The sequence below is a fragment of the Xanthomonas sp. NCPPB 1128 genome, assembly GCF_001043115.1.
In the GTDB taxonomy this organism is placed as follows: Bacteria; Pseudomonadota; Gammaproteobacteria; order Xanthomonadales; family Xanthomonadaceae; genus Xanthomonas_A.
Map to the genome: position 1 here is coordinate 1 of NZ_LFME01000043.1, position 22,290 is coordinate 22,290.

The 22,290-nt window shown below is 69.7% G+C and carries 25 protein-coding genes; 16 read left to right on the forward strand and 9 right to left on the reverse strand.

Translation table 11 applies throughout. The annotated features are described in order from the left end of the window. The 5 genes from ACP93_RS19040 to ACP93_RS19060 all read left to right on the forward strand — a co-directional run. Positions 1–304, forward strand: a 304-nt coding sequence (locus tag ACP93_RS19040) for an MliC family protein (protein ID WP_048492237.1), incomplete at its 5' end; no start/stop codon positions are given. A 114-nt stretch (positions 305–418) separates the two neighbouring features. Further along, positions 419–1,273, forward strand: a complete 855-nt coding sequence (gene motA, locus ACP93_RS19045) for a flagellar motor stator protein MotA (protein ID WP_017908926.1) — start codon at positions 419–421, stop codon at positions 1,271–1,273. 7 nt (positions 1,274–1,280) lie between these two features. Then, positions 1,281–2,477 (forward strand): flagellar motor protein MotB, encoded by a 1,197-nt coding sequence (gene motB / locus ACP93_RS19050; protein ID WP_048492238.1) that lies wholly within the window; start codon positions 1,281–1,283, stop codon positions 2,475–2,477. Positions 2,478–2,583: 106 nt separating this feature from the next. Next, complete coding sequence (locus ACP93_RS19055) at positions 2,584–3,099, forward strand: hypothetical protein (protein WP_048492262.1); 516 nt, start codon at positions 2,584–2,586, stop codon at positions 3,097–3,099. A gap of 9 nt (positions 3,100–3,108) precedes the next feature. Beyond that, complete coding sequence (locus ACP93_RS19060) at positions 3,109–3,393, forward strand: DUF4031 domain-containing protein (RefSeq protein ID WP_010340278.1); 285 nt, start codon at positions 3,109–3,111, stop codon at positions 3,391–3,393. 127 nt (positions 3,394–3,520) lie between these two features. Here the strand turns inward: ACP93_RS19060 and ACP93_RS19065 are convergent, their stop codons facing one another. Then, positions 3,521–4,060, reverse strand: coding sequence for a DUF6630 family protein (locus ACP93_RS19065; protein WP_048492239.1), 540 nt, complete (start codon positions 4,058–4,060; stop codon positions 3,521–3,523). A 146-nt stretch (positions 4,061–4,206) separates the two neighbouring features. On the opposite strand from ACP93_RS19065, the gene ACP93_RS19070 reads away from it, so the two are divergent. Next, positions 4,207–4,449, forward strand: a complete 243-nt coding sequence (locus ACP93_RS19070; RefSeq protein WP_048492240.1) for a DUF3297 family protein — start codon at positions 4,207–4,209, stop codon at positions 4,447–4,449. A gap of 79 nt (positions 4,450–4,528) precedes the next feature. Here ACP93_RS19070 and ACP93_RS19075 read toward each other — a convergent pair whose 3' ends face one another. The 3 genes from ACP93_RS19075 to ACP93_RS19085 all read right to left on the reverse strand — a co-directional run bounded on the left by ACP93_RS19075 (position 4,529) and on the right by ACP93_RS19085 (position 8,134). After that, complete coding sequence (locus ACP93_RS19075) at positions 4,529–5,290, reverse strand: ABC transporter permease (RefSeq protein WP_048492241.1); 762 nt, start codon at positions 5,288–5,290, stop codon at positions 4,529–4,531. Next, on the reverse strand, positions 5,287–6,234 hold the full coding sequence (locus ACP93_RS19080) for an ABC transporter ATP-binding protein (protein WP_048492242.1): 948 nt from the start codon (positions 6,232–6,234) through the stop codon (positions 5,287–5,289). The genes ACP93_RS19075 and ACP93_RS19080 overlap by 4 nt, the downstream gene beginning before the upstream one ends. 262 nt (positions 6,235–6,496) lie before the next feature. Beyond that, positions 6,497–8,134 (reverse strand): Na+/H+ antiporter, encoded by a 1,638-nt coding sequence (locus ACP93_RS19085; protein ID WP_048492243.1) that lies wholly within the window; start codon positions 8,132–8,134, stop codon positions 6,497–6,499. Positions 8,135–8,299: 165 nt separating this feature from the next. Here ACP93_RS19085 and ACP93_RS19090 point away from each other — a divergent pair, with 165 nt between their 5' ends. The 3 genes from ACP93_RS19090 to ACP93_RS19095 all read left to right on the forward strand — a co-directional run bounded on the left by ACP93_RS19090 (position 8,300) and on the right by ACP93_RS19095 (position 10,613). Next, the gene (locus tag ACP93_RS19090) at positions 8,300–8,968 is read left to right on the forward strand and encodes a class I SAM-dependent methyltransferase (RefSeq protein ID WP_048492244.1); all 669 of its coding nucleotides are present in this window, start codon (positions 8,300–8,302) and stop codon (positions 8,966–8,968) included. Between the two features lie 180 nt (positions 8,969–9,148). Continuing rightward, positions 9,149–9,766, forward strand: a complete 618-nt coding sequence (locus ACP93_RS21350; protein WP_204243724.1) for a pentapeptide repeat-containing protein — start codon at positions 9,149–9,151, stop codon at positions 9,764–9,766. 256 nt (positions 9,767–10,022) lie between these two features. Next, the gene (locus tag ACP93_RS19095) at positions 10,023–10,613 is read left to right on the forward strand and encodes a fasciclin domain-containing protein (protein WP_017911977.1); all 591 of its coding nucleotides are present in this window, start codon (positions 10,023–10,025) and stop codon (positions 10,611–10,613) included. 121 nt (positions 10,614–10,734) lie between these two features. Here ACP93_RS19095 and ACP93_RS19100 read toward each other — a convergent pair whose 3' ends face one another. The 4 genes from ACP93_RS19100 to ACP93_RS19115 all read right to left on the reverse strand — a co-directional run bounded on the left by ACP93_RS19100 (position 10,735) and on the right by ACP93_RS19115 (position 14,815). Continuing rightward, entirely contained in the window at positions 10,735–12,177 is a 1,443-nt protein-coding gene (locus ACP93_RS19100; protein WP_048492245.1) for a UdgX family uracil-DNA binding protein, read from the reverse strand. Between the two features lie 56 nt (positions 12,178–12,233). Then, positions 12,234–13,478, reverse strand: a complete 1,245-nt coding sequence (locus tag ACP93_RS19105; RefSeq protein ID WP_048492246.1) for a putative DNA modification/repair radical SAM protein — start codon at positions 13,476–13,478, stop codon at positions 12,234–12,236. A 94-nt stretch (positions 13,479–13,572) separates the two neighbouring features. Further along, a complete protein-coding gene (locus ACP93_RS19110) occupies positions 13,573–14,379 on the reverse strand; it encodes a DODA-type extradiol aromatic ring-opening family dioxygenase (RefSeq protein ID WP_048492247.1) in 807 nt (268 codons plus the stop codon). A 34-nt stretch (positions 14,380–14,413) separates the two neighbouring features. Next, the gene (locus ACP93_RS19115) at positions 14,414–14,815 is read right to left on the reverse strand and encodes a DoxX family protein (protein ID WP_048492248.1); all 402 of its coding nucleotides are present in this window, start codon (positions 14,813–14,815) and stop codon (positions 14,414–14,416) included. A 98-nt stretch (positions 14,816–14,913) separates the two neighbouring features. On the opposite strand from ACP93_RS19115, the gene ACP93_RS19120 reads away from it, so the two are divergent. After that, positions 14,914–15,822, forward strand: coding sequence for a LysR family transcriptional regulator (locus ACP93_RS19120; protein ID WP_048492249.1), 909 nt, complete (start codon positions 14,914–14,916; stop codon positions 15,820–15,822). A 106-nt stretch (positions 15,823–15,928) separates the two neighbouring features. After that, positions 15,929–16,498, forward strand: coding sequence for a flavodoxin family protein (locus tag ACP93_RS19125; RefSeq protein WP_048492263.1), 570 nt, complete (start codon positions 15,929–15,931; stop codon positions 16,496–16,498). Positions 16,499–16,697: 199 nt separating this feature from the next. On the opposite strand, the gene ACP93_RS19130 is transcribed toward ACP93_RS19125, so the two are convergent. Further along, entirely contained in the window at positions 16,698–17,609 is a 912-nt protein-coding gene (locus ACP93_RS19130; protein WP_048492250.1) for a LysR family transcriptional regulator, read from the reverse strand. A gap of 139 nt (positions 17,610–17,748) precedes the next feature. Here ACP93_RS19130 and ACP93_RS19135 point away from each other — a divergent pair, with 139 nt between their 5' ends. The 5 genes from ACP93_RS19135 to ACP93_RS19155 all read left to right on the forward strand — a co-directional run bounded on the left by ACP93_RS19135 (position 17,749) and on the right by ACP93_RS19155 (position 22,290). Beyond that, positions 17,749–18,816: an aldo/keto reductase gene (locus ACP93_RS19135; protein ID WP_048492264.1), complete on the forward strand. Its 1,068-nt coding sequence runs from the start codon at positions 17,749–17,751 to the stop codon at positions 18,814–18,816. Positions 18,817–18,868: 52 nt separating this feature from the next. Further along, positions 18,869–19,387 (forward strand): carboxymuconolactone decarboxylase family protein, encoded by a 519-nt coding sequence (locus ACP93_RS21355; protein ID WP_082143538.1) that lies wholly within the window; start codon positions 18,869–18,871, stop codon positions 19,385–19,387. Positions 19,388–19,441: 54 nt separating this feature from the next. Further along, positions 19,442–20,437, forward strand: a complete 996-nt coding sequence (locus ACP93_RS19145) for an aldo/keto reductase (protein WP_048492251.1) — start codon at positions 19,442–19,444, stop codon at positions 20,435–20,437. Positions 20,438–20,501: 64 nt separating this feature from the next. Further along, entirely contained in the window at positions 20,502–21,203 is a 702-nt protein-coding gene (locus ACP93_RS19150; RefSeq protein ID WP_048492252.1) for a glycosyltransferase, read from the forward strand. 70 nt (positions 21,204–21,273) lie between these two features. Further along, on the forward strand, positions 21,274–22,290 hold the full coding sequence (locus tag ACP93_RS19155; RefSeq protein ID WP_048492253.1) for a 3-oxoacyl-[acyl-carrier-protein] synthase III C-terminal domain-containing protein: 1,017 nt from the start codon (positions 21,274–21,276) through the stop codon (positions 22,288–22,290).

A 22,290-nucleotide genomic window follows, 5' to 3' on the forward strand; every position in this document is an offset into this window, starting at 1 on the left:
GGCCACGCCTTCGCCCGCCGCCACCCCCGGCCTGCAGGCCGATGCCCTGCCCATGCAGTGGCGGTGCGGCGAGGAACTGGTGCAGGCGGCGGCCGATCCGGCGCGCGAGCGGCAGGCCCTGCAGGTGCGCGGCACCCGCCTGGACATGCAGCGCACCGATGCCGGCGCTGCCACCGGCGCGCGCTACACCGATGCGCTGGGAAACACCTTCTGGCAGTCGCAACCGGACCAGGCCACGCTGACCCTCGCCGGCCTGGGCGAGACGCTCAAATGCGTCCGCCACGACAGCGGCATGACCGGCTGAGCACCCGGCCTGCCGCCGGCACCGCCAAAAACCCGGCACAGTTCACACCTTCAGAATGGCGCGGCGGGGCCGACATCTAGAGCGTCCCCGTTCCGGCCCGCAGGCTGCCCCGCCATGCTCATCATCGTTGGCTTCATCGTCGTCATCATCAGCGTGGTCGGCGGCTACGTGCTGTCGCACGGCAAACTCGGCGCGCTGTGGCAGCCCTACGAGCTGATGATCATCGGTGGCGCGGCGCTGGGCGCGTTCCTGGTCAGCACCCCGGGCAAGATCGTCAAGGCGACCCTCTCCGGCGTGCTGGGCGTGTTCAAGGGCCCGCAGTACAAGGCCGACGACTACCGCAGCACCCTGACCCTGATCTACGAACTGCTGAACAAGGCGCGCCGCGACGGCTTCATGGCCCTGGAAGACCATGTCGAGCGCCCCGCCGACAGCGCGATCTTCGGCAACTACCCGAAGGTGCTGGCCGACCACCACCTGCTGGACTTCATCACCGACTGCCTGCGCCTGATGATCGGCAGCAACATCGAGCCGCACGAACTGGAACCGCTGCTGGAACTGGAGCTGGAGAAGCACCACCACGAGGCGATGGCGCCGGCGCATGCACTGAGCAAGGTGTCCGACGGCCTGCCCGGCTTCGGCATCGTCGCCGCGGTGCTGGGCATCGTGATCACCATGGGCTCGATCGGCGGCCCGATCGAGGAAATCGGCCACCACGTCGGCGCGGCGCTGGTCGGCACCTTCCTCGGCATCCTGCTGGCCTATGGCTTCGTCGCGCCGCTGTCTGCGGCGATGGAAGCGCGCGCCGAGCAGGACAGCCGCATCTTCGAATCGGTGAAGACCGCGCTGCTGGCCTGCCTGCGCGGCTACAACCCGAAGATCGCCCTCGAATTCGCGCGCAAGACCCTGCCGACCGACGTGCGGCCGAGCTTCGCCGACTTCGAATCGCATCTGAAGACGATCAAGTAACGCGGTCATGGCCGAGACCAAATCCACCGTCGTCATCCGCCGGGTCAAGAAGGTCCAGGGCGGCGGCCACCACGGCGGCGCGTGGAAGGTGGCCTATGCCGACTTCGTGACCGCGATGATGGCGTTCTTCCTGGTGCTGTGGCTGGTCGCGGCCACCACCAAGGAACAGCGCGCGGCGATCGCCGAATACTTCCGCAATCCCAGCCCGCTGGCCGGCAAGAGCCCGGCGCCGAGTCCCGGCATGGCCGGCCCCGGCGGCGCCAGCACCTCGATGATCAAGCTCGGCGGCGCCGGCGAGATGCAGCGCGGCAACAACAAGGATCCGTTCGGCAGCAAGAGCCTGAAGGGCGACGACAACAGCAAGAGCAGCCAGCGCGAGAAGGAGAAGGAACGCCTGGAAACGCTGATGCAGGAGCTGAAGCAGGCCATCGACAAGAGCCAGGCGCTGGAACCGTTCAAGGACCAGTTGCTGCTGGACCTGACCCCGGACGGCCTGCGCATCCAGATCGTGGACAAGGAGAACCGGCCGATGTTCGACCTCGGCAGCGCGGTGCTCAAGCCCTACACCCGCGGCATCCTCCACGAGCTGTCCGGCTTCATCAACCAGGTGCCCAACCACATCAGCATCACCGGCCACACCGACGTCACCCAGTACAGCGGCAAGAATGGCTACAGCAACTGGGAGCTGAGCGCGGACCGCGCCAATGCCGCGCGCCGCGAACTGGTCGCCGGCGGCATGGGCGAGGACAAGGTCTCGCGCGTGGTCGGGCTGTCCTCGTCCGTGCTGTTCGACAAGCAGGTGCCGAACAATCCGATCAACCGCCGCATCAGCATCGTGGTGATGACCAAGGATGCCGAGGACGCCGCCACCGCCGATGGCGACCACAGCGTCGCCCTGGGCACGGTGCAATCCGATGCCGACACCAAGGTGCCGGACCTGAGCGCCGCGGCGACCGAAGCCGCCGCAGCGCCGGCCGCTGGCAAGGGCGCACCCGCGGCGACACCGGCCGCCACGAACGGCGCTGCCCCGGCGGCACCGGCGGCGACGCCGGCCAAGGCCTCGGTGCAGATCGCCGAGCCGCGCACGACCTCGCCGGAGGCGGCGGCAGCCGCCGCGCGTGATGCCTTGCGCAGCATCAACGGTGGCGCCCCGGTGACGGCTGCCGCCGGCAGCGGCGGGACCGAGGCGGCCAGCGCACGCTGATCGCGGCGGTACCCGGCGCGCAGTCAGTTTCCGCGCCACGATGACCCGGCAGGACCGTACACGGCGCGGCGCTTACAATGGCCGCCACTTCGCCAACGAGACCGCCGTGTCCAAGCAATCCAAAGCCAAGCGCGACAAGCGCAAGAAGCAGCAGTCGCCGCGCCCCTTCGCCCGCCTGGGCCGCGAGCAGCCCATCGCCAACCACGCCGTGCTGCAGGACCAGAGCGGCCGCGTGCTGGCCGCGATTGGCCTGCAGGGACGCCAGTGGCTGCTGGCGGTCGGCGGCCAGACCATGGGCAATGCCGACAATCCGGTGCCGATGCTGGCGATGCTCAAGCACCTGGCCAACCTGCAGGAGCAGGAAGGCAACACCATCACCCTGGAATACTCGACGCAGTTGCAGCAGATGATCGACGCGCTGGCGGCCGAGGCCGGCCAGACCCCGGCCGAGTACCTGGACGCCCTGGTCGCCGAGTTCGCGGCGGGCGATGGCGCGGCAGAGGATGCGGGCGAGGACGAGACCGACGCGGACGACGCGCCGGAGACGACCGATGCCGCGCCGGCACAGGCCGACAGCAGGGCGGCGCCGGACGCCGCGGCGGAAACGCACAAGCCGGCCTGACCGGACCCGATGGCGGTCTACATCGACGACGCGGTGCATCCCTGGCGCGGCCAGCGCTGGGGCCACCTGCTCGCCGACACGCTGGACGAACTGCACGCCATGGCGGCGCGGCTGGGCATTCCCCGCCGCGCCTTCCAGAACAAGCTCAGCGGCGCGCACTACGACGTGCCGGCGGCCCTGCGCGACGAGGCGATCCGCCTGGGCGCGGTGCCGGTCTCACGACACAGCGACCGCGAGTTGCTGAAAGCATTGATCCGCAATGCCCGCGCGCAGGCGCGGGGCGAGGCGCAGTGAGCGGCGCCACCGCGTCCGCCAACGCGCTTTCGTAGGAGCGGCTTCAGCCGCGACGGGCGTTCCCGGGAAAGCCTGTCGCGGCTGAAGCCGCTCCTACAGCACGCCCGCAGCGCCGACTGACGTCTACCTAGAACGGATCGCTGCCCGGGCGCAGGTCGATGCCCAGGATCGCGGCCAGGCGCTGCATGTCCTGGTCGTCGCGGCTGAGCGCCATCCAGCCGGCGCGGATTTCGCTGCCGGCGTCCCAGCACCAGATGCTGTAGCCGTGCTCGCGCAGGCGGTCGTAGGCCACGGCCAGCAGCGAGGCGCTGTCGTGGTCCTCGAGGAAATCGGCGTCGTCGACGTCGCCGCCCCAGTCGATGCGCAGGTTCCAGCGCGCGGCCAGTTCGTCGATCGCGCCGATCAGCGCCTCGCGGCCGTGGCCGTCGACGTAGAAACCCGCGCGCCAGTCGATCGCATCCTTCAGCGTCCACAGCCAGTCCGCGTCCTCGCGCTCGGCCTCGCCGGCCGCCTCGCGGTAGGCGTCGAACTGGCGCAGCGCGCTTTCCTCGTCGCCCGGGTTGATCAGCAGCAGCAGGTTCCAGATCAAGCCCTGCTGGGTGTCCGGATCGTCATCGTCGTCGAACAGGTCGTCGGGATCGTCGTAGTCGGCGCTGTTGTCGGGCATGGCGGCGGATCGGGCATCACGGGGGAGCGCCAGTGTGCCGCGCCCGGCGCGCCGGCGGAAGCGCAAAACTCGGCAACGGCGCCGTGGACGTTTATCCTTCGCAGCCCGGAAGACGGCGCTGTCCGCCGCCACGCGAAGCCATCACGATGTCCGACACGCCCCCCGACCGCCTGGCGGTCAGCCCGCAGAGCCCCTTCCACGATGCCGAGACGCTGTCGCGCGGCGTCGGCATCCGCTTCAACGGCGTGGAGCGCGACAACGTCGAGGAATACTCGATCAGCGAAGGCTGGATCCGCGTGCAGGTCGGCAAGGCGCGCGACCGCCGCGGCAATCCCATGACCATGAAGGTCAAGGGCCAAGTCGAAGCCTTCTGGCTCGACGCCAAGTAGGTGCGATCGCCGGCAGGCACAGCGCCTGCCGACGCACGACGACGCGCGGCCGCACGCCGCGCGCCCGTCGGCCACCGCTTCAGGGCTTGAGCCGATAGCCGCTGCGGAAGATCGCCCAGACCACACCCAGGCACAGCGCCAGGAACCCCAGGGTCATGCCCAGGCTGGTCGCGATGTGCACGTCGGCCTTGCCGTAGAACGCCCAGCGGAAGCCGCTGACCAGGTACACCACCGGGTTGAACAGGCTGATCTTCTGCCACAGCGGCGGCAGCATGTTGATCGAATAGAAGCTGCCGCCGAGGAAGGTCAGCGGCGTGATCACCATCAACGGGATCACCTGCAGCTTCTCGAAGCCGTCGGCCCACACGCCGATGATGAAGCCGAACAGGCTGAAGGTCAGCGCGGTCAGCACCAGGAAGCCGAACATCCACAGCGGATGGGCGATCTCGTACGGCACGAAGGCGCGTGCGGTGAGCAGGATCAGCAGGCCCAGCAGCACCGACTTGCTCGCCGCCGCGCCGACGTAGCCGATCACCACTTCCCACCACGCCACCGGCGCCGACAGCACCTCGTAGATGGTGCCGGCCCAGCGCGGCATGTAGATGCCGAAGGAGGCGTTGGAAATGCTTTCGCTGAGCAACGACAGCATCACCAACCCGGGAATGATGTAGGCGCCGTAGCTGATGCCGTCGATGGCACCCATGCGCGAGCCGATCGCCGCGCCGAACACCACGAAGTACAGCGAGGTCGACAGCACCGGCGAGGCGATCGACTGGGTCAGCGTGCGGAAGGTGCGCGCCATCTCGAAACGGTAGATCGCGGCGATCGCGTGCAGGTTCATGCGCGCGCCTCCGCAGCGGCGGCCGCCGGCCGTACCAGATTGACGAAGATTTCCTCCAGCGAGCTCTCGCTGGACTGCAGGTCCTTGATCTCCACGCCCTGCGCCTCCAGTTGCCGCAGCAGCGGGCCGATGCCGGTCTGCGCGGCCTGCGCGTCGTAGGTGTAGGTCAGCGTCGCGCCATCGGCGGACAGCTCCAGCGGCTGCGCCGCCAGCGCCGGCGGCAACGCCGGCAGCGGCGCCTGCAGGGTCAGCGCCAGCTGTTTCTTGCCGAGCTTGCGCATCAGCGTGCGCTTGTCCTCCACCAGCAGCAGTTCGCCGCGGGCGACCACGCCGACGCGGTCGGCCATGTCCTCGGCCTCCTCGATGTAGTGCGTGGTCAGGATGATGGTGGTGCCCTGCTCGCGCAGGCGCCGCACCATCTGCCACATGTCGTGGCGCAGCTCCACGTCGACGCCGGCGGTGGGTTCGTCCAGGAACAGGATGGACGGCTCGTGCGCCAGCGCCTTGGCGATCAGCACGCGCCGCTTCATGCCGCCGGACAGGGTGGAGATGCGGCTGTCGCGCTTGTCCCACAGCGACAGCTCGCGCAGCACCCGCTCCAGGTGGGCGTCGTCGCGCGGCTTGCCGAACAGGCCGCGGCTGAAGCGCACCGTCGCCCATACCGTCTCGAACGCATCGGTGGCCAGTTCCTGCGGCACCAGGCCGATCTTGCCGCGCGCGGCGCGGTAGTCGCGCACGATGTCGTGGCCGTCGGCCAGCACCCGACCGCTGCTGGGATTGACCAGCCCGCAGATGATGCTGATCAGCGTGGTCTTGCCGGCGCCGTTGGGGCCGAGCAGGGCGAAGATCTCGCCGCGATGGATCTCCAGGTCGATGCCCTTGAGCGCCTGGAAGCCCCCGGCGTAGGTCTTGGTGAGCTGTTGCACGGAAATGATCGGCGACACGGGACCTCCCGGGGTGGCGCAGCGGCTGCGGAAACGGCCCTCAGGGTAGAAGCCTGGTCGTGATGGATAAATCCCGATGCAGCGGAAGCACTCTCCCGTGTGCGGGATAGTGCTGAAAAGCCGGGATTGGGGAGTCGGGAGTGGGGATTCGCAAAGCGCGGGCTGCGCGTTGCGATGGCGGATTCGGGTGCCTGCACATGGCGTGCACGCGCGATTGCCGGGCTTCTGCGAATCCCCACTCCCGACTCCCCAATCCCGGCCCTCAACTCTTGCGCCGCGCCTCCAGCAGATCCAAGTTGCGGATCAGGCGACGGGCGATCTCGTCGGAGATCTTGCGCTGGCGGGTCAGCTTGAACAGTTCCTGGCGTTCGGCCTGCAGCCCGGCGTTGCGCAGCTGGCGCAGCACCGCGTCCAGGCGCCGCGCCTCCTCCGGGTCGCTCTCCATCGCCTCGCCGTGGTCCAGATGGCGCTGGTACAGCGCGCTGACCCGGTTCGCCGCTTCGTTGTAGAGATCGGCATGCTCGCTGTCCTGCACCAGCCGCTGGCGCAGCTTCTCCACAGCGGCCAGTGCCGCACGCGAGGACTCGCGCCGCGCCAGGTCCTCTTCCCGCTGGTCGTTGGGTTCTTCCGGCAGTTCCAGGCCGCGCAGCAGCCGCGGCAGCCCGATGCTGGCGACCAGCAGCGAGGTGACGATCACCGCGCTGGCCAGGAAGATGGCCAGGTCGCGGGCCGGGAACGCGGCGCCGCTGGGCAGGGCCAGCGGCAGGGTCAGCACGCCGGCGAGGGTGATCGCGCCGCGCACGCCGGCCAGCGAGGTCGCCACCACGATCCGCCACGGCGGGCTCTGCCGGTCCTCGCCGCGGCGGCGCGCCTTGAGCAGGGTCCAGCGTAGCGACAGCCACACCCACAGGAAGCGCAACAGCAGCAGGCCGACGTAGATCGCCAGCGCATAGGCCGGCAGCCACCACGGGTCCAGGTGCCCGGCTTCGTCCATGTTGTGCATGGCGCCCTGCACGATGCCCGGCAGTTGCTCGCCCAGCAGCACGAACATGATGCCGTTGAGGGTGAACTGCACCATGTCCCACACCGCCGAGCGCTGCACGCGCATGCTGCCCGGGGCGCGGCCGCTCAGCTCCACGTAGCTCATGGCGATGCCGGCGGCGACCGCGGCGATGATGCCCGAGGCGTTGATCGCCTCGGCCAGCAGGTAGGCGGCGAACGGCAGCAACAGGTTGACCAGGATCGCCGCGCCCGGCTCCTCGCCGACCTGGCGCCACACCCAACGCTGCGCCAGACTGGTGCCGACCACCACCGCGATGCCGGCGGCGACGCCGACCAGCGCCACCCACAGGAAGGTCAGCGAGGCGTCGGCCAGCGAGAACGTGCCGGTGATCGCCGCGGCCACCGCGAACTGGAAGCAGACCAGGCCGGACGCGTCGTTGAGCAGCGACTCGCCTTCCAGGATGTGCATCAGCCGCTTGGGGATCGGCGCGCGCGCCGCGATCGAGGATACCGCGATCGGATCGGTCGGCGACACCACCGCGGCCAGCGCGAACGCCACCGCCAGCGGCATGGTCGGGATCATCCAATGGATCAGGAAGCCGGCGCCGATCACGGTGAACACCACCAGGCCCAGCGCCAGTTCCAGGATCACGCCCTTGTCGCGGAACAGGCCCTGCTTGGGGATGCGCCAGCCGTCCAGGAACAGCAGCGGCGGCAGGAACAGCAGGAAGAACAGTTCCGGCTCCAGCGCATAGCCCTTCTTGAACACGCCGGCGATGATCGCGCCCAGGCCGATCTGCACCAGAGGCAACGGCAGCGAGAACGGCAGGACGCGCACCAGGTAGCCGCTGGCCACCACCGCCAGCAACATCGCCAAGACAACTTCGATCGAATGCATGCTCGTCCGGACGGCGGCGCCACGCCGGCGGCGCCGCCCATGAATGGGGGAGCCTGCAAGCAAAGCGCACCGCGGCGGCGATGTCCAGTGGCGCGGGCGGCACCCAGGCTACTATCCGGCGACAGAGCCGGTGGCGGACACCGGTACCCTTCCGCCGGAGACCGCATGCTCACCATCCAGCAACTCAACCGTTTCATCGACGAACACGCGGCGGAAGGCAGCATTCCGCGGATCTGGGACCTGGTCGGCGAGCACTTCGTCCAGGCCCAGGCCAGCCTGCCGGCCGAGCACGCGATGGAGCGGCGCGAGCTGTCCTTCCACGATCACGTGCGGCTGCTGGGCTACCTGTGCCTGCTGCTGGAAGGCGTGCCAGGCGACCTGGTGGAGATCGGGGTCTGGAAGGGCAAGTCGCTGGTGCTGATGAACGAGGTCTGCGGGCGCCAGCGCCGGGTGATCGGCATGGATCCGTTCGCGTTGCCGAACCAGTTCGAGGAATTCAACCACTACCGGCAGCAACTGCTGCCCAATGCGCGCTTCATCCGCGGCTACTCCGAATTCTGCGCCGAGCATTTCTACGCGATGGAGCCGAAGGTGGCGTTGCTGCACATCGACGGCGGGCATACCGGGCGCAACGTGCTGCTGGATTTCCTGCTGTATGGGCCGAGCGTCGTCTCCGGCGGATTCGTGGTGTTCGACGACTACGGCGACTGGGAGTACTCGCCGGAGGTCGGTCCCGCGGTGGACCTGCTGCGCGCCGCCGGCTACTTCGGCGACTTCCACGTGCTCGGCTGCGCCCATGGCTTCGAAAACAGCTACGTGCTGCAGCGCCGCTGAGCCGACGCGCCTTTGCCCCTCCAGCAAGCCAAGCATCTGCAAAGCACCGATCGTCAACCCCGGATCCTAAACCCGACAGCCACTCAGGGTGGGGACGTGTGCATCTGACGCGACAGCCATGCTCAAACATAACGGCATGGCCGATATCATGACGCCAATTCGTCATCGAGGCGTCCGATCATGAAAAACACAACCGATAAATGGCGCGACCATGACTATGTGGCGAGCATCATCGACAGCATTGATTCCATTGCGGCCGGACGGCCGATCATTCGCGACGCCGATCTTTCCGGCATCACCATCGGTTCATTTGCCATCCTGGAGCAATTGAAGATCGCGAATCTCTTCGAATCAAGGATAAGCAACACCGACCTGTCTTATTCGAAGATATCGGGAAGTGCGAGCAACAGCTATTTCATGGATGTCAATTTCGAAAAATCCTGCTTGGACAGGGCAATCCTCTGCAGGACAGAAATAAAGAGGTGCAACTTCTCAAGAAGCAGGCTTGTGATCACCATGGATGATGCAGTATGTGAAAGAACGGATTTCGTCAACGCCAGATTCGCCGCTGGATCTCGTGGAATGGAGTACGGCGGTCGTCGGGTAACATTCATAGACTGCGATTTTACCGGCGCCGTGTTCGACAGGGTTGAGTTTAGAGCATCAAAATTCATCAACTGCACTTTTTCCGATTCGCAATTCAAAAATTGCGACTTTCGTGGCGTCAAATTTGAGGCCGGCGCCTTACCACAGGCAAGCCAGTTTGAACATATGGATATACCTTCTCAGTGTGCTTGACCTCATCCATGCAGGCCGACGATGACGAAGCACCTGTCTCTGGATCGATCGTTCCCGCCGCGCCGCCGTACCTGTTACAGCCTGCGCCGCCGTACGAGGGAATGCTCGCCTAGCTTGCCTTGATACGCGCGACGATGCCCGCCAGCAGCACCCATTCATCATTATCTGGACGGCGTGATGCAACCACGCCGACGCTGGGCGCGTAGAGAGGGGTGCACGGTCGACTGGCCGCGCATCCCTTTCAAGGAGCAAGCCCATGAAGATCCACTTGCTGTCCCTGGCCCTCGCCGGCCTCGTCTCCCTGCCCGCCATGGCCGCCCCCAGCCAGGCCGCGATGCACGACCACGCCGCGATGAGCGAAGCAAAGCCGAATCCGATGGTCGGGGGCGCGCCGATGTACGCCACCAAGGACATCATCGACAACGCGGTCAACTCCAAGGATCACACCACCCTGGTCGCCGCGGTCAAGGCCGCTGGCCTGGTGGACACGCTGAAGGGCGCGGGCCCGTTCACGGTGTTCGCGCCGACCAATGCCGCCTTCGCCGCCTTGCCGGCCGGCACGGTGGACACGCTGCTCAAGCCGGAGAACAAGGAAAAGCTGACCCAGGTACTGACCTACCACGTGGTCCCCGGCAAGCTCGATGCGGCTGCACTGCTGGCGCAGATCAAGGCCGGCGGCGGCAGCGCCAAGCTGACCACCGTGCAGGGCGAAACGCTGATCGCCAAGACCCGCGGCGGCAAGGTCACCCTCACCGACAGCAAGGGCAACACCGCGCACGTCACCACCGCCGACGTGATGCAGAGCAATGGCGTGATCCATGTGGTGGACAAGGTTTTGATGCCGTAAGCACACGTCGGGGGGTGCATTGGCATCGCGGGGGCGGCTACGGCCGTCCCCGTTTTGCACGTGCATGCGGCCGACCACGACGGCGCTCCGCCGACGACGACCGCGCCACGCGCACAGGGCGTCAGTCGCCGGCACCGCCTGCGTGCGGCATCGGCACCTGCGCTGCCAGCACGCGCAAGTCGCGTACGAAGCCCTGATAGGCGGCCTCGCCCGCCTCGCCGCCGCGCTGGCGCAGCACCCACGACGGATGCACGGTGGCCAGCGCGCGGGTGCCGTCGTCCAGCGCCTGCCATTGCCCGCGCTGGGCCATCAGCTTGAAGCCGCTCCCCAGCACCGCGCGCGCCGCGGTCGCGCCCAGGCACAGCACGATGCGCGGGCGCACCCGCGCCAGTTCGCCAGCCAGCCACATGCGGCAGGCCTCGACATGGGCCCGCTCGGGATTGCGATGCAGCCGCGCCTTGCCGCGCTGCTCGAAGCGGAAGTGCTTGACCGCGTTGGTCACGTACATGCCGGCACGGTCGACCCCCAGCTCCTGCAGCGCGCGGTCGAACAGGCGCCCGGCCGGGCCGACGAAGGGACGCCCGCTCAGGTCCTCCTCGTCGCCAGGCTGCTCGCCCACCACCATCACCGCGGCATCCTGCGGTCCCTCGCCGAACACGGTCTGGGTCGCCGGCTGCCACAGCGGACAACGGCGGCAGTCGCGCGCCGCCGCGCGCAGCGCGTCGAGGCTGTCGTCGGCGGCCACCACCGGCGCCGGTGCCGGCGCGGGAATGCGCCGCCGCACCGGCTCGGGCGCGCGCTCGGCCATCTCGCGCACGCGCTGCCCGGCATCGCGGATCAGCGTCGGCAGCAGCTGCGCCTCCGGCAGATGCTTCCAGTATTTCTGCGGCATCTCCTGGCGCATCATCGTCGGATTGAGCCGCGCCGGATTGAAGATGTTGGCGTAGTAGGTGCGCCACAGCGTGTCCTGCGCATCGTCGGCCGGCGCATCGGCACGCTGCGCGCCGGCGCCGAACTGCAGCGTCTCGCCGTCCCAGCGCACGCTGCGGTACGGAGTGAGGATCGCCCAGCGCATGCCCGCGAAGCGCCGCGCGAAGAACGGCGCCACCCGATCGACGATGTGGTGCTCCGGCTCGAACCAGGCGATATACGCCTCCTGTTCGCCCGGCACCTCACGGAAGCGCACGAACGCCTTCATCTTGTGGCTGTCGCGGCGCACCGCCTGCGCCCATTGCTGCGCGCGGTGCACATCGGCATCGGTGACCCGCTGCAGCAGCGCGCGCTCGCCGCCGGCGATGCGCCACAGCAGCCGGTACAACAGCGCATGCCGCTGCGGATCGCGATGGCACAGCACCGCGCCGGCCAGCGCCAGGAACTCGGCCGACACCCGCGGCGGCGGCACCTGCGCCGGCAACGTGGCGACGTCGGTCCCGACCAGCAGGCCGCCCTGCGCGTCGCCGTCCCAGGCCAGCGTCTCCGGCGCCACCTGCGCACACCACGCCGCCCGCGCCACCGCCCGCCACGCTTCCAGGCTCCACGGCGGCACCACCTCAGCCTGGAACACAGTCCGCTCGCTGCATCGCTCCGGCGCGCCGAACGCAACAGACCGTGCCCATCGGGTCAATCAAACAAGCCACCCTGCCGCGGTGCCGGCGCCAACTGCGCACGCAGCCGCTGCGGATCGTCCAGCCGCTGCCGCGGATGGTGATCGAGCACACTGACGAACGGCAGCAGTTTCTTCAGCGGCACCCGCAGCCGCGCCAGGTCGCCGACCCGCAGCCGCGCGTGCCGCCGCGCCAGCAGCAGGCGCTCGACGTTGCGGGTGCCCAGCCCCGGCACGCGCAACAACAGTTCGCGCGCGGCGGTATTGAGATCCACCGGGAATCGCTCCGGGTTGCGCAGCGCCCAGGCCAGCTTGGGGTCCACGTCCAGATCGAGCATGCCGCTGGTGGTGGGCGGGGCGATTTCTTCCACCGAGAACTCGTAGAACCGCAGCAGCCAGTCGGCCTGGTACAGGCGGTGCTCGCGCTGCATCGGCGGCGCCTGCAGCGGCAGCTTGCTGGAGGCGTCGGGAATCGGACTGAACGCGGAGTAGTAGACCCGGCGCAGGCGATAGTTGCCGTAGAGATTGTGGCTGGTGTGCAGGATCGCGCGATCGTCGGCGCCATCGGCGCCGACGATCATCTGCGTGCTCTGCCCGGCCGGGGCGAAGCGCGGCGGCTTGGCGCGGACGCGGGCTTCGGCCTTGCGCGCCTCCTTGCTCTCCTCGATGCGCCAGCGCAGCTCGCCCATCGCCGCACGGATGCCGCCGACGTTCTTTTCCGGCGCCAATTGCGCCAGACCGCCTTCCGTCGGCAGTTCGACATTGATGCTGAGCCGGTCGGCGTAGCGGCCGGCGGCGGCGAGCAGTTCCGGCGCCGCGTCGGGAATGGTCTTGAGATGGATGTAGCCGGCGAAGCGGTGCTCCTCGCGCAGCTGCCGCGCCACTTCCACCAGTTGCTCCATGGTGTAGTCGCTGTTGCGGATGATGCCGCTGGAGAGGAACAGGCCTTCGATGTAGTTGCGCTTGTAGAAGTCCAGGGTCAGCTTGACCACTTCGGCCGGGGTGAAGCGCGCGCGGCGCACGTTGCTGGACACGCGGTTGACGCAATACGCGCAGTCGAACACGCAGAAGTTGGTCAGCAGGATCTTCAGCAGCGAGACGCAGCGCCCGTCGGGCGTGTACGAATGGCAGATGCCCATGCCCTCGGTGCTGCCGATGCCGCCGCTGCGCAGGGAATTGCGCTTGTCGGCGCCGCTGGAGGCGCAGGACGCGTCGTACTTGGCCGCGTCGGCGAGCACGGCGAGTTTTTCGAGGGTATTCACCGGCCGACGATGCCGGGTCCGCGTCTCAAACGGTGAGACGCGGATGCGCTGCGGCCTTCACCGCGATGAATCGCTCAGGTCGACCTCCTGGCGTTCAGGCCGCCGCACGCGCCGCGGCGCCGTCGAAGCGGTAGATGTCCATCGCCAGCAGGCCGGCGTCGATCCCCGCATCGATGCGCTGCGCGCCCAGCCCGTCAGCGCCGGCCGCGCCCATCGCCACGTAAATCGGCAGCCAGTGCTCGTCGGTGGGATGCGCGCGCGCGGCGAACGGCGCCTGCCGGCGGTAGTCGAGCATCGCCGGCACGTCGTCGCGGCGCAACGCCTGCTCGGTCCATTCGATGAACGGACGCACGTAGGGCACTTCCTTGCCCTCGGCGTAGCGGCCGAAGTCGTGCAGGTTGTGGGTGATGCTGCCCGAGCCGATCACCAGCACGCCGTCCTCGCGCAGCGGCGCCAGCGCGCGGCCCAGCGCCAGGTGATGCTCCGGCCCCAGTTCCGGCTGGATCGACAGCGGCACCACCGGGATGTCGGCCTGCGGGTACAGCAGCGACAGCGGCACCCACACACCGTGGTCCAGCCCGCGGCGCTCGTCCAGCACCGGCGCCAGCCCGGCCTGCGCCAGCAGCTCGGCGACGCGTTGGGCCAGTGCCGGCGCGCCCGGCGCCGGGTACTGCATCGTATACAGCGCCTGTGGGAAGCCACCGAAGTCGTGGATGGTCTGCGGCTGCGCCGCGGCGCCGACCAGCGGCCGCCGGCCCAGCCAGTGCGCCGACGCCAGCACGATGGCGCGCGGCCGCGGCAGCGTCGCCGCCAGTTCGGCCAGCCGCGTGCCGACCAGGCCGGGCTGCAGCGCGGTCATCGGCGAGCCGTGCGAGATGTACAGGGAAGGCAAACGTGCCATGGCAGGTCTCCACACAGGAATGGGGGCGCCGCGCTCAGCGCGTGCGCAACACGAACCGGCCGTCGCCGATCAGGAACAGCACCACGAGCGCCAGCGCCCAGAACGCCGGGTACTCCCAGCCGCCCCCGGGATTGGCGAAGCCGAAGCCGTTGGCGCCATGCACGCTGACGATGGTGCCCAGCAACAGCGGGATGCCGAGCAGTCCAACCCAGCGCGCGTACAGGCCGAACAACAATGCCGCGGCGATGACGAATTCCAGCGCCATGGCCACATAGCCCAGCGCGCCGGGCAAGCCCAGCGATACGAAGTAGGCCGCCGTGCCGGCCGGGGTGAACACCAGCAGCTTGGTCAGCGCATGCACCAGGAACAGCACGCCCAGCGCCAGGCGCAGCAGGGTGGCGCCGTAGGGCGCCAGGCGGGACACGGGAGCGGACATGAACGATCTCCGATGGGAAGGGACCCGCACAGGCTATTCCCAGCGCCACCGCGAATAAATTATCGTGATTTCGGCAATTAATTTCAGGATCCGCAACAATGGATACGCTCGATGCGATGCGCGTGTTCGTCGCCGTGGTCGACCGCAACGGCTTCAACGCCGCGGCCGAGGCACTCGGCATGTCCACCGCCAGCGTCACCCGCCAGGTGGCGTGGCTGGAAAAGCGGCTCGGCCTGCGCCTGCTCAACCGCACCACCCGCCGGGTCAGCCCGAGCAGCGTCGGCGCGGCGTATTACCAGCGCTGCCAGTTGCTGCTGGCCGAGTTCGACGACATGGAGGCGGCGGTCGGCGAGCAGGCGCTGACGCCCTCCGGCACGCTGCGGATCAACGCGCCCTTCAGCTTCGCCATCGCCCGGCTGGGGCCACGCCTGGCCGGCTATCGCGCGCGCTATCCGCAGGTCGCGCTGGACCTGACGCTATCGGACCGGATCGTGGATATCGTCGAGGAAGGCTACGACCTGGCGATCCGCGTCACCCGCCAGGTGGCGCCGACCCTGATCGCGCGCAAGCTCGGCGAGGTGCAGGTCTACCTGTGCGCCGCGCCGTCCTACCTGGAACGTGCCGGCACGCCGCGCCTGGCCGCCGACCTGGCCGGCCATGAATTCCTGGGCTACAGCTACATGCCGCTGGACGAACTGGTGCTGCAGGGGCCGGACGGCCCGACCCAGGTGCGCGTGCAGGGCGGCCTGCGCGCGAACGCCGGCGACGTGCTGCGCGAGGCGGCCATCGCCGGCATGGGCATCACCGTGCAGCCGGATTTCATGGCCGAGGCGGCGCTGGAGGAGGGCCGCCTGGTGCGGGTCCTGCCCGATCACCAGCTCGGCCCGACCGGCGTGTATGCGGTGTACGCCAGCCGCAGCCACCTGGCGCCGAAGGTGCGCAGCTTCATCGACTACCTGGTCGAGGTCGGCGTCGACCGCACGATGCGCGCCGCGGCCGAGAGCTGAACCGCGGCGCACGGTCGGACACAACATCCCGCCGATGGCGCTGATCGCGACCACGACGCATGCGCACAATGCCCGCGCTTTTCCCCTCACCTTCAGGAGTCCGCGCATGAGCAAGATCGCGATCGTCTACTTCAGCGGCTACGGCCACACCGTCAAGCAGGCCGAAGCCGTGCACGCCGGCGCCGCCAGCGTCGGCGAAGCCACGCTGTACCGCATCGACCAGGACGGCAACCTGCCCGACGGCGCCTGGGAGGCCATCGGCCAGGCCGACGCCATCATCTACGGCAGCCCGACCTACATGGGCGGCCCCGCCTGGCAGTTCAAGAAGTTCGCCGACGCCAGCTCCAAGCCGTGGTTCGCGCAGGCCTGGAAGGACAAGATCGCCGCCGGCTTCACCAACTCGGCCTCGGTCAACGGCGACAAGTTCGCCACCATCGAGTACTTCTGGACCCTGTCGCAGCAGCACGCGCAGATCTGGGTCGGCACCGGCCTGATGCCGTCCAACACCAAGGCGCACGGCTCCGACGACGTGAACTGGACCGCCGGCTTCGGCGGCGCGCTGGCGATCTCGCCGTCCGATGCCTCGCCGGACGAGGCGCCGCGCAGCGGCGACCTGGAGACCGCGCGCCTGCTCGGCAAGCGCGTGGCCGAGTTCGCAGCCAGGTTCAAGGGCTGAGCCCGTCGGTGCCGCCCGCAAAGGGCGGCACCCTGCATCGCGATCGCAGCGATCTCTGGGCGATGCCACGCCCCCACGGCGCCCGGCCCTGCCGGTCGGGCGCTTCTCCGAGCCACGCTGCGATCGCGGCTGCGGCACCGCCGCCTGCTCTCTCCGTCCCCATCTCGCAATGCGCCGACCGTTGGCCAGCGCCGTCGCGCTACGCCATGCCGTCCGGTGCGTGCACCGCGCGCAGGTGATCGATGAACACGCGCAGCTTCGGCGGCAGGTGATCGCGCGCCGGGTAGTAGATGTGCCAGCCGGGGAACGGCGCGTGCCAGTCGTCCAGCACCTGCTGCAAGCGGCCGGCGGCAACGTCGGCGGCCACCTGCCACTCGAACGCCTGGCCCAAGCCCAGGCCGCGGCGCGCGGCATCCAGGCCGACCGCGGTGTCGTTGACCACCAGCCGCCCGCTGACTTCGACCAGGAAATCGTGGCCGTCGCGGGTGAATTCCCAGGCCTGCAGGCGGCCGTCGGTACGCCGCCAGCGGATGCAGTCGTGCACGGCCAGTTCGGCCGGTGTCCGCGGCACGCCGTGCGCGGCGAAATACGCCGGCGCGGCCACCACCGTCTGCCGCTGCGGCGGACCCACCGGCACCGCGATCATGTCGCGCGCCAGGCTCTCGCCCAGGCGGATGCCGGCGTCGAAGCCGCCGGCGACGATGTCGGCCAGGGTGCGGTCCGAAAACAGCTCCACGCTGACCTCCGGATAGCGCGCCAGGAACGCCGGCAGGTGTGGGCAGACCAGTTGCTCGGCGGCCACCAGCGGCAGGTTGATGCGCAGCGCGCCGGCCGGGCGGTCGCGCAGGAAATCCAGGTCGGCGAAGGCCGCGTCGATCTGCGCCAGGCCCGGCGCCACCCGCTGCAGGAAGCGCTCGCCGTGCTCGCTCAGGCCGACCCGGCGGGTGGTGCGGTTGAGCAGGCGCGCGCCCAGCTGCGCCTCCAGCGCGCGCAGCGTCTGCGACAGCGCCGAAGGCGACACGCCCAGTTCGGCGGCGGCGCGGGTGAAGCTGCCATGGTGGGCGACACGGACGAAGGCGACGACGGCGGACAGCGGCGGTGGACGGTGCATGGCGGACGGCAGTGGAAGACGGGCGCGATGCGCGCCGGCCATTGTTTAGCACACCTTCAAAGCACATGCGCATTACCCGGATTTATCCATGGCGAGGCGGTGCCTACAGTGCCCGCACCCTCACATGGAGACCGCCGCGATGGCCCTCGATCACTACCGCCTGCTCGGCCGTTCCGGCCTGCGCGTCAGCCCGCTGTGCCTGGGCACGATGACCTTCGGCGCCGACTGGGGCTGGGGCGCGGATGCCGATGAGGCACGCCGGCTGTTCGATCTGTACGTCGATGCCGGCGGCAACTTCCTCGACACCGCCAACATCTACACCAATGGCAGCGCCGAGACCCTGCTCGGCCGCTTCGTCGCCGGCCGCCGCGACCGCCTGGTGATCGCCAGCAAGTTCGCGCTCAATCCCTTCCCCGGCGATCCCAACGGCGGCGGCAACCACCGCAAGGCGCTGCTGCGCTCGGTCGACGCCAGCCTGGCGCGGCTGGGCACCGACTACCTGGACCTGCTGTACCTGCACGCCTGGGATGGCACCACCGGCATCGACGAGGTCATGCGCGGCTTCGACGACCTGGTGCGCGCCGGCAAGATCCTCTATGCCGGCATCTCCGACACCCCCGCCTGGCAGGTGGCGCGCATGCAGACCCTGGCCGACCTGCGCGGCTGGACGCCGTTCGTCGCCCTGCAGATCGAATACTCGCTGGCGCAGCGCACGGTCGAGCGCGAACTGGTGCCGATGGCCGAGGCGCTGGGCATGTCGGTGCTGGCCTGGTCGCCGCTGGCGATGGGCGTGCTCACCGGCAAATACGGCGCCGCCGATCTGGCGCGGGTACGTGCGGCCGCCTCCGGCGGCGCGCAGGTCGATGGCGTCGGCCGCGCCGAGGTCGCGCATTCGCAGCGCACCTTCAACGAGCACGCATTGGCGGTGGCCGAGGCGGTGGTGACGCTGGCCGACGAGCTGCAGCGCTCGCCGGCGCAGGTGGCGCTGGCCTGGCTGCTGGCGCGCGGGGCGATGCCGATCGTCGGCGCGCGCAGCGTGGCGCAACTGCAGGACAACCTCGGCGCGCTCACCCTGCACCTGGATACCGAAGCGCTGCAGCGGCTGGATGCCGCCAGCGCGATCGAACTGGGCTTCCCGCACGACTTCCTGGCCTCGCCGAATCCGCAGGCCTTGCTGAGCGGCGGCACCCGCATCCAGCCGCGCTGATCCCGGGCGGCAGTGCGCCGCCGGCCACGTCTCTCGCTGCGAGGTCCACCCCATGTCCACGTCCCATCCTTCCCTGCTGAAGGCGGCATTGGCCGCAAGCCTGGCCGTCGGCGGCGTCGAGACCGCCGCCGCCGAACCGCCGTCCCCGACCCGCTCCACTGCGCCCGCCGCGCTTCCGGGCCAGCCCACCCTCGCCGAAGCCGAAGCGGCCGGCATCGCGCAGATCGACGCCTTGATGGGACCTGCGCAGGCGCAGGCGATCCGCGCGCTGGCCGATGCCCCGGACGCTGCGCTCACCGGCCGCGGCGCCGCCATCGCGTTCGGCGAGATCTATCGTCCGGGCACCGCGCTCGACCTGAAGACCCGCGAACTGGTCACGGTGGCGGTGCTGGCCAGCCTCGGCCATGCCGTACCGCAGTTGCGCGTGCACCTGCGTGCGGCGCTCGCCGCCGGCGCCAGCCGCGCGGAGATCTTCGCGGTGCTCGACCAGTTGTACGCCTACGTCGGCTTCCCCACCGCGCTCAATGCCCTGGCCGTCGCCCGCGATGTCCTCGGCGAATCCTCACCCTGAGCGAACCGCCCGGCGGCCACGCTTTCCCTCCCCTCCCCCTCAGGAGCATCCTCCATGCAAACCCGCACCCTCGGCCGCAACGGCCCCCGCGTCTCCGCCCTCGGCCTCGGCTGCATGGGCATGAGCGCGTTCTACGGCGGCCGCAGCGACGACGCGGCTTCGATCGCGGTCATCCACGCCGCGATCGAGCACGGCGTCAGCCTGATCGACACCGCCGACATGTACGGCCCGCACACCAACGAAGTGCTGGTCGGCAAGGCGCTGGCCGGGCGCCGCGACCAAGTCGTGCTGGCGACCAAGTTCGGCATCAAGCTCGACCCCAACGACCCGGCCGCACGCGGCATCGACGGCCGCCCGGAGTACGTGCAGTCCGCATGCGAGGCCAGCCTGCGCCGGCTCGGCGTGGACCATATCGACCTGTACTACCAGCACCGCGTGGACCCGAACGTGCCGATCGAGGACACGGTCGGGGCGATGGCGCGGCTGGTGGAACAGGGCAAGGTGCGCTTCCTGGGCCTGTCCGAGGCTGCGGCCGCGACCATCCGCCGCGCGCATGCGGTGCATCCGATCACCGCGCTGCAGAGCGAGTACTCGCTGTGGTCGCGCGACCCGGAACAGGACGGCACGCTGGAGACGGTGCGCGAGCTGGGCATCGGCTTCGTGCCGTATTCGCCACTGGGCCGCGGCTTCCTGACCGGCGCGATCCGTTCGCCGGAGGACTTCGAGGCCGACGACTACCGGCGCCATTCGCCGCGCTTCCAGGGCGAGAACTTCGATCGCAACCTGCAACTGGTGGAGCGGGTGCGCGAACTGGCCCAGGCCAAGGGCGTGACCCCGGGACAGCTGGCGCTGGCCTGGGTGCTGGCGCAGGGCGAGGACCTGGTGCCGATCCCGGGCACCAAGCGCCTGGCCTACCTGGAAGAGAACCTGGGCGCGCTGCAGGTGAAGCTGAGCGCCGAGGAGCTGGCGCAGATCGAGGCGATCTTCCCCGCCGATGCCGCCGCCGGCCATCGCTACCCCGCCGCCTCGCGCGGCGCCCTGCAGGGCTGAACCGCGCCCCCGGCCGCGGCGCGGGTCGATTGCCCGCGCCGCGCCGGCCCCGCATGATGCGGGGGTGATCTCCTTCATCGTCCCCGCGCACGACGAAGCCGCCCTTATCGGCGATACGCTGGCCTCGCTGCATGTCGCCGCCCAGGCCTTGCGGCTGGACTACGAGACGCTGGTGGTGGCCGATGCCTGCAGCGACGCCACCGCCGAGATCGCGCGCCGGCACGGCGCGCAGGTGCTGGAGGTGGAACTGCGGCACATCGCCGCCGTGCGCAATGCCGGCGCCGCCGCCAGCGGCGGCCGCCATCTGCTGTTCGTCGATGCCGACACCCGCGTCAACACCCCGCTGCTGGCCGCGGCGCTGCGCGCGCTCGGCACCGGTGCGGTCGGCGGCGGCGCGCAGGTGCGCCTGCTCGGCGACATCGCCTGGCACGAACGCCTGGCCCAGGCGCTGTTCGGCTGGCTGTTCCGCTGCACCGGCATCGCCCCCGGCTGCTTCCTGTTCTGCACGCGCAGCGCCTTCGTCGCCGCCGGCGGCTTCGACGAGCGCTACTACGCCGGCGAGGACGTGGCGCTGAGCCGCGCGCTGGCCCGGCAGGGACGTTTCGTGATCCTGCGCGAGCCGGTGCATACCTCCGACCGCAAGCTGCGCAGCTTCAGCAAGCGCGAGCACCTGGAACTGCTGCTGCAGTTGCTGCGCCGCGGCCGCGGCATGCTGCGCTCGCGCGACGGCCTCGGCTTCTGGTACGGGCAGCGCCGCGGCCGCTGAGCGCGGCGGCGCGGTTGCCGGCCCCAATGCGCTGGCAGTACGCTGCGCGCCCCTTGTGCGAGCTTTACGGATGAGCGTCCACACCAGCAGGCCCCTCGCGCTGCGCATCCTCGGCACGGGCGAGTATCTGCCCGTGCAGCAGGTGCTGGCGGAGACCTTCGACCGGCGCTGGGGCAAGCCCGCCGGCTGGACCCTGCGGCACACCGGCGTGGCCACGCGGCACTATGCGGGCGCCGACGAGCCGGCCACCTTCATGGGCGAACGTGCCGCGCGCGCGGCGCTGGAGGCAGCGCAGCTGCAGGCGCACGAGGTCGACTGCGTGATCAGTGCCTGCAGCCTGATGGAACAGGCGATCCCCTGCAGCGCGGCGTTGCTGCATGCGCGGCTGGGCCTGCAGGGTAGCGGCATCCCGGCCTTCGACATCAACGCCACCTGCCTGAGCTTCATCGCCGCGCTCGACCTGGCCGCCTGCGCGATCGCCGCCGGCCGCTATCGCCGCGTGCTGATCGTCGCCAGCGAGATCGCCAGCGTCGGCCTCAACCCGGACGATGCCGACACCGCGCCGCTGTTCGGCGATGGCGCCGCGGCGGTGATCGTCGCCGCCGACAGCGGCGACAGCGGTTCGCAATTGCTCGCGGCACGCCTGGAAACCTACTCCGAAGGCATCGACCACTGCCGCGTGCGCGCCGGCGGCACCCGCCTGCGCCTGGACCACGGCGTCGAGGCGCTGCGCGCCGGTTCGCAGTTCGAAATGCACGGCCGCGCCACCTATCGCCTCGCTGCGGCGAAACTGCCCGGCTTCCTGCAGCGGCTGCTGGCACAGGCCGGGGTCGAGCTGGCGCAACTGCGGCGGATCGTGCCGCACCAGGCCAGCGCCAAGGCGCTGCGCCATCTGCGCGTCGCGCTGGGACTGGCGCCGGATGCGCTGATCGAGATCATCGGCCATCGCGGCAACCAGATGGCGGCATCCATTCCCGGCGCGCTGCACCAGGCGATCCACAGTGGCCGCATCGTCCGTGGCGACCTGATCGGCCTGGTCGGCTCCGGCGCCGGGCTGGCGTTCGGCGGCGCGGTGTTGCGCTACTGA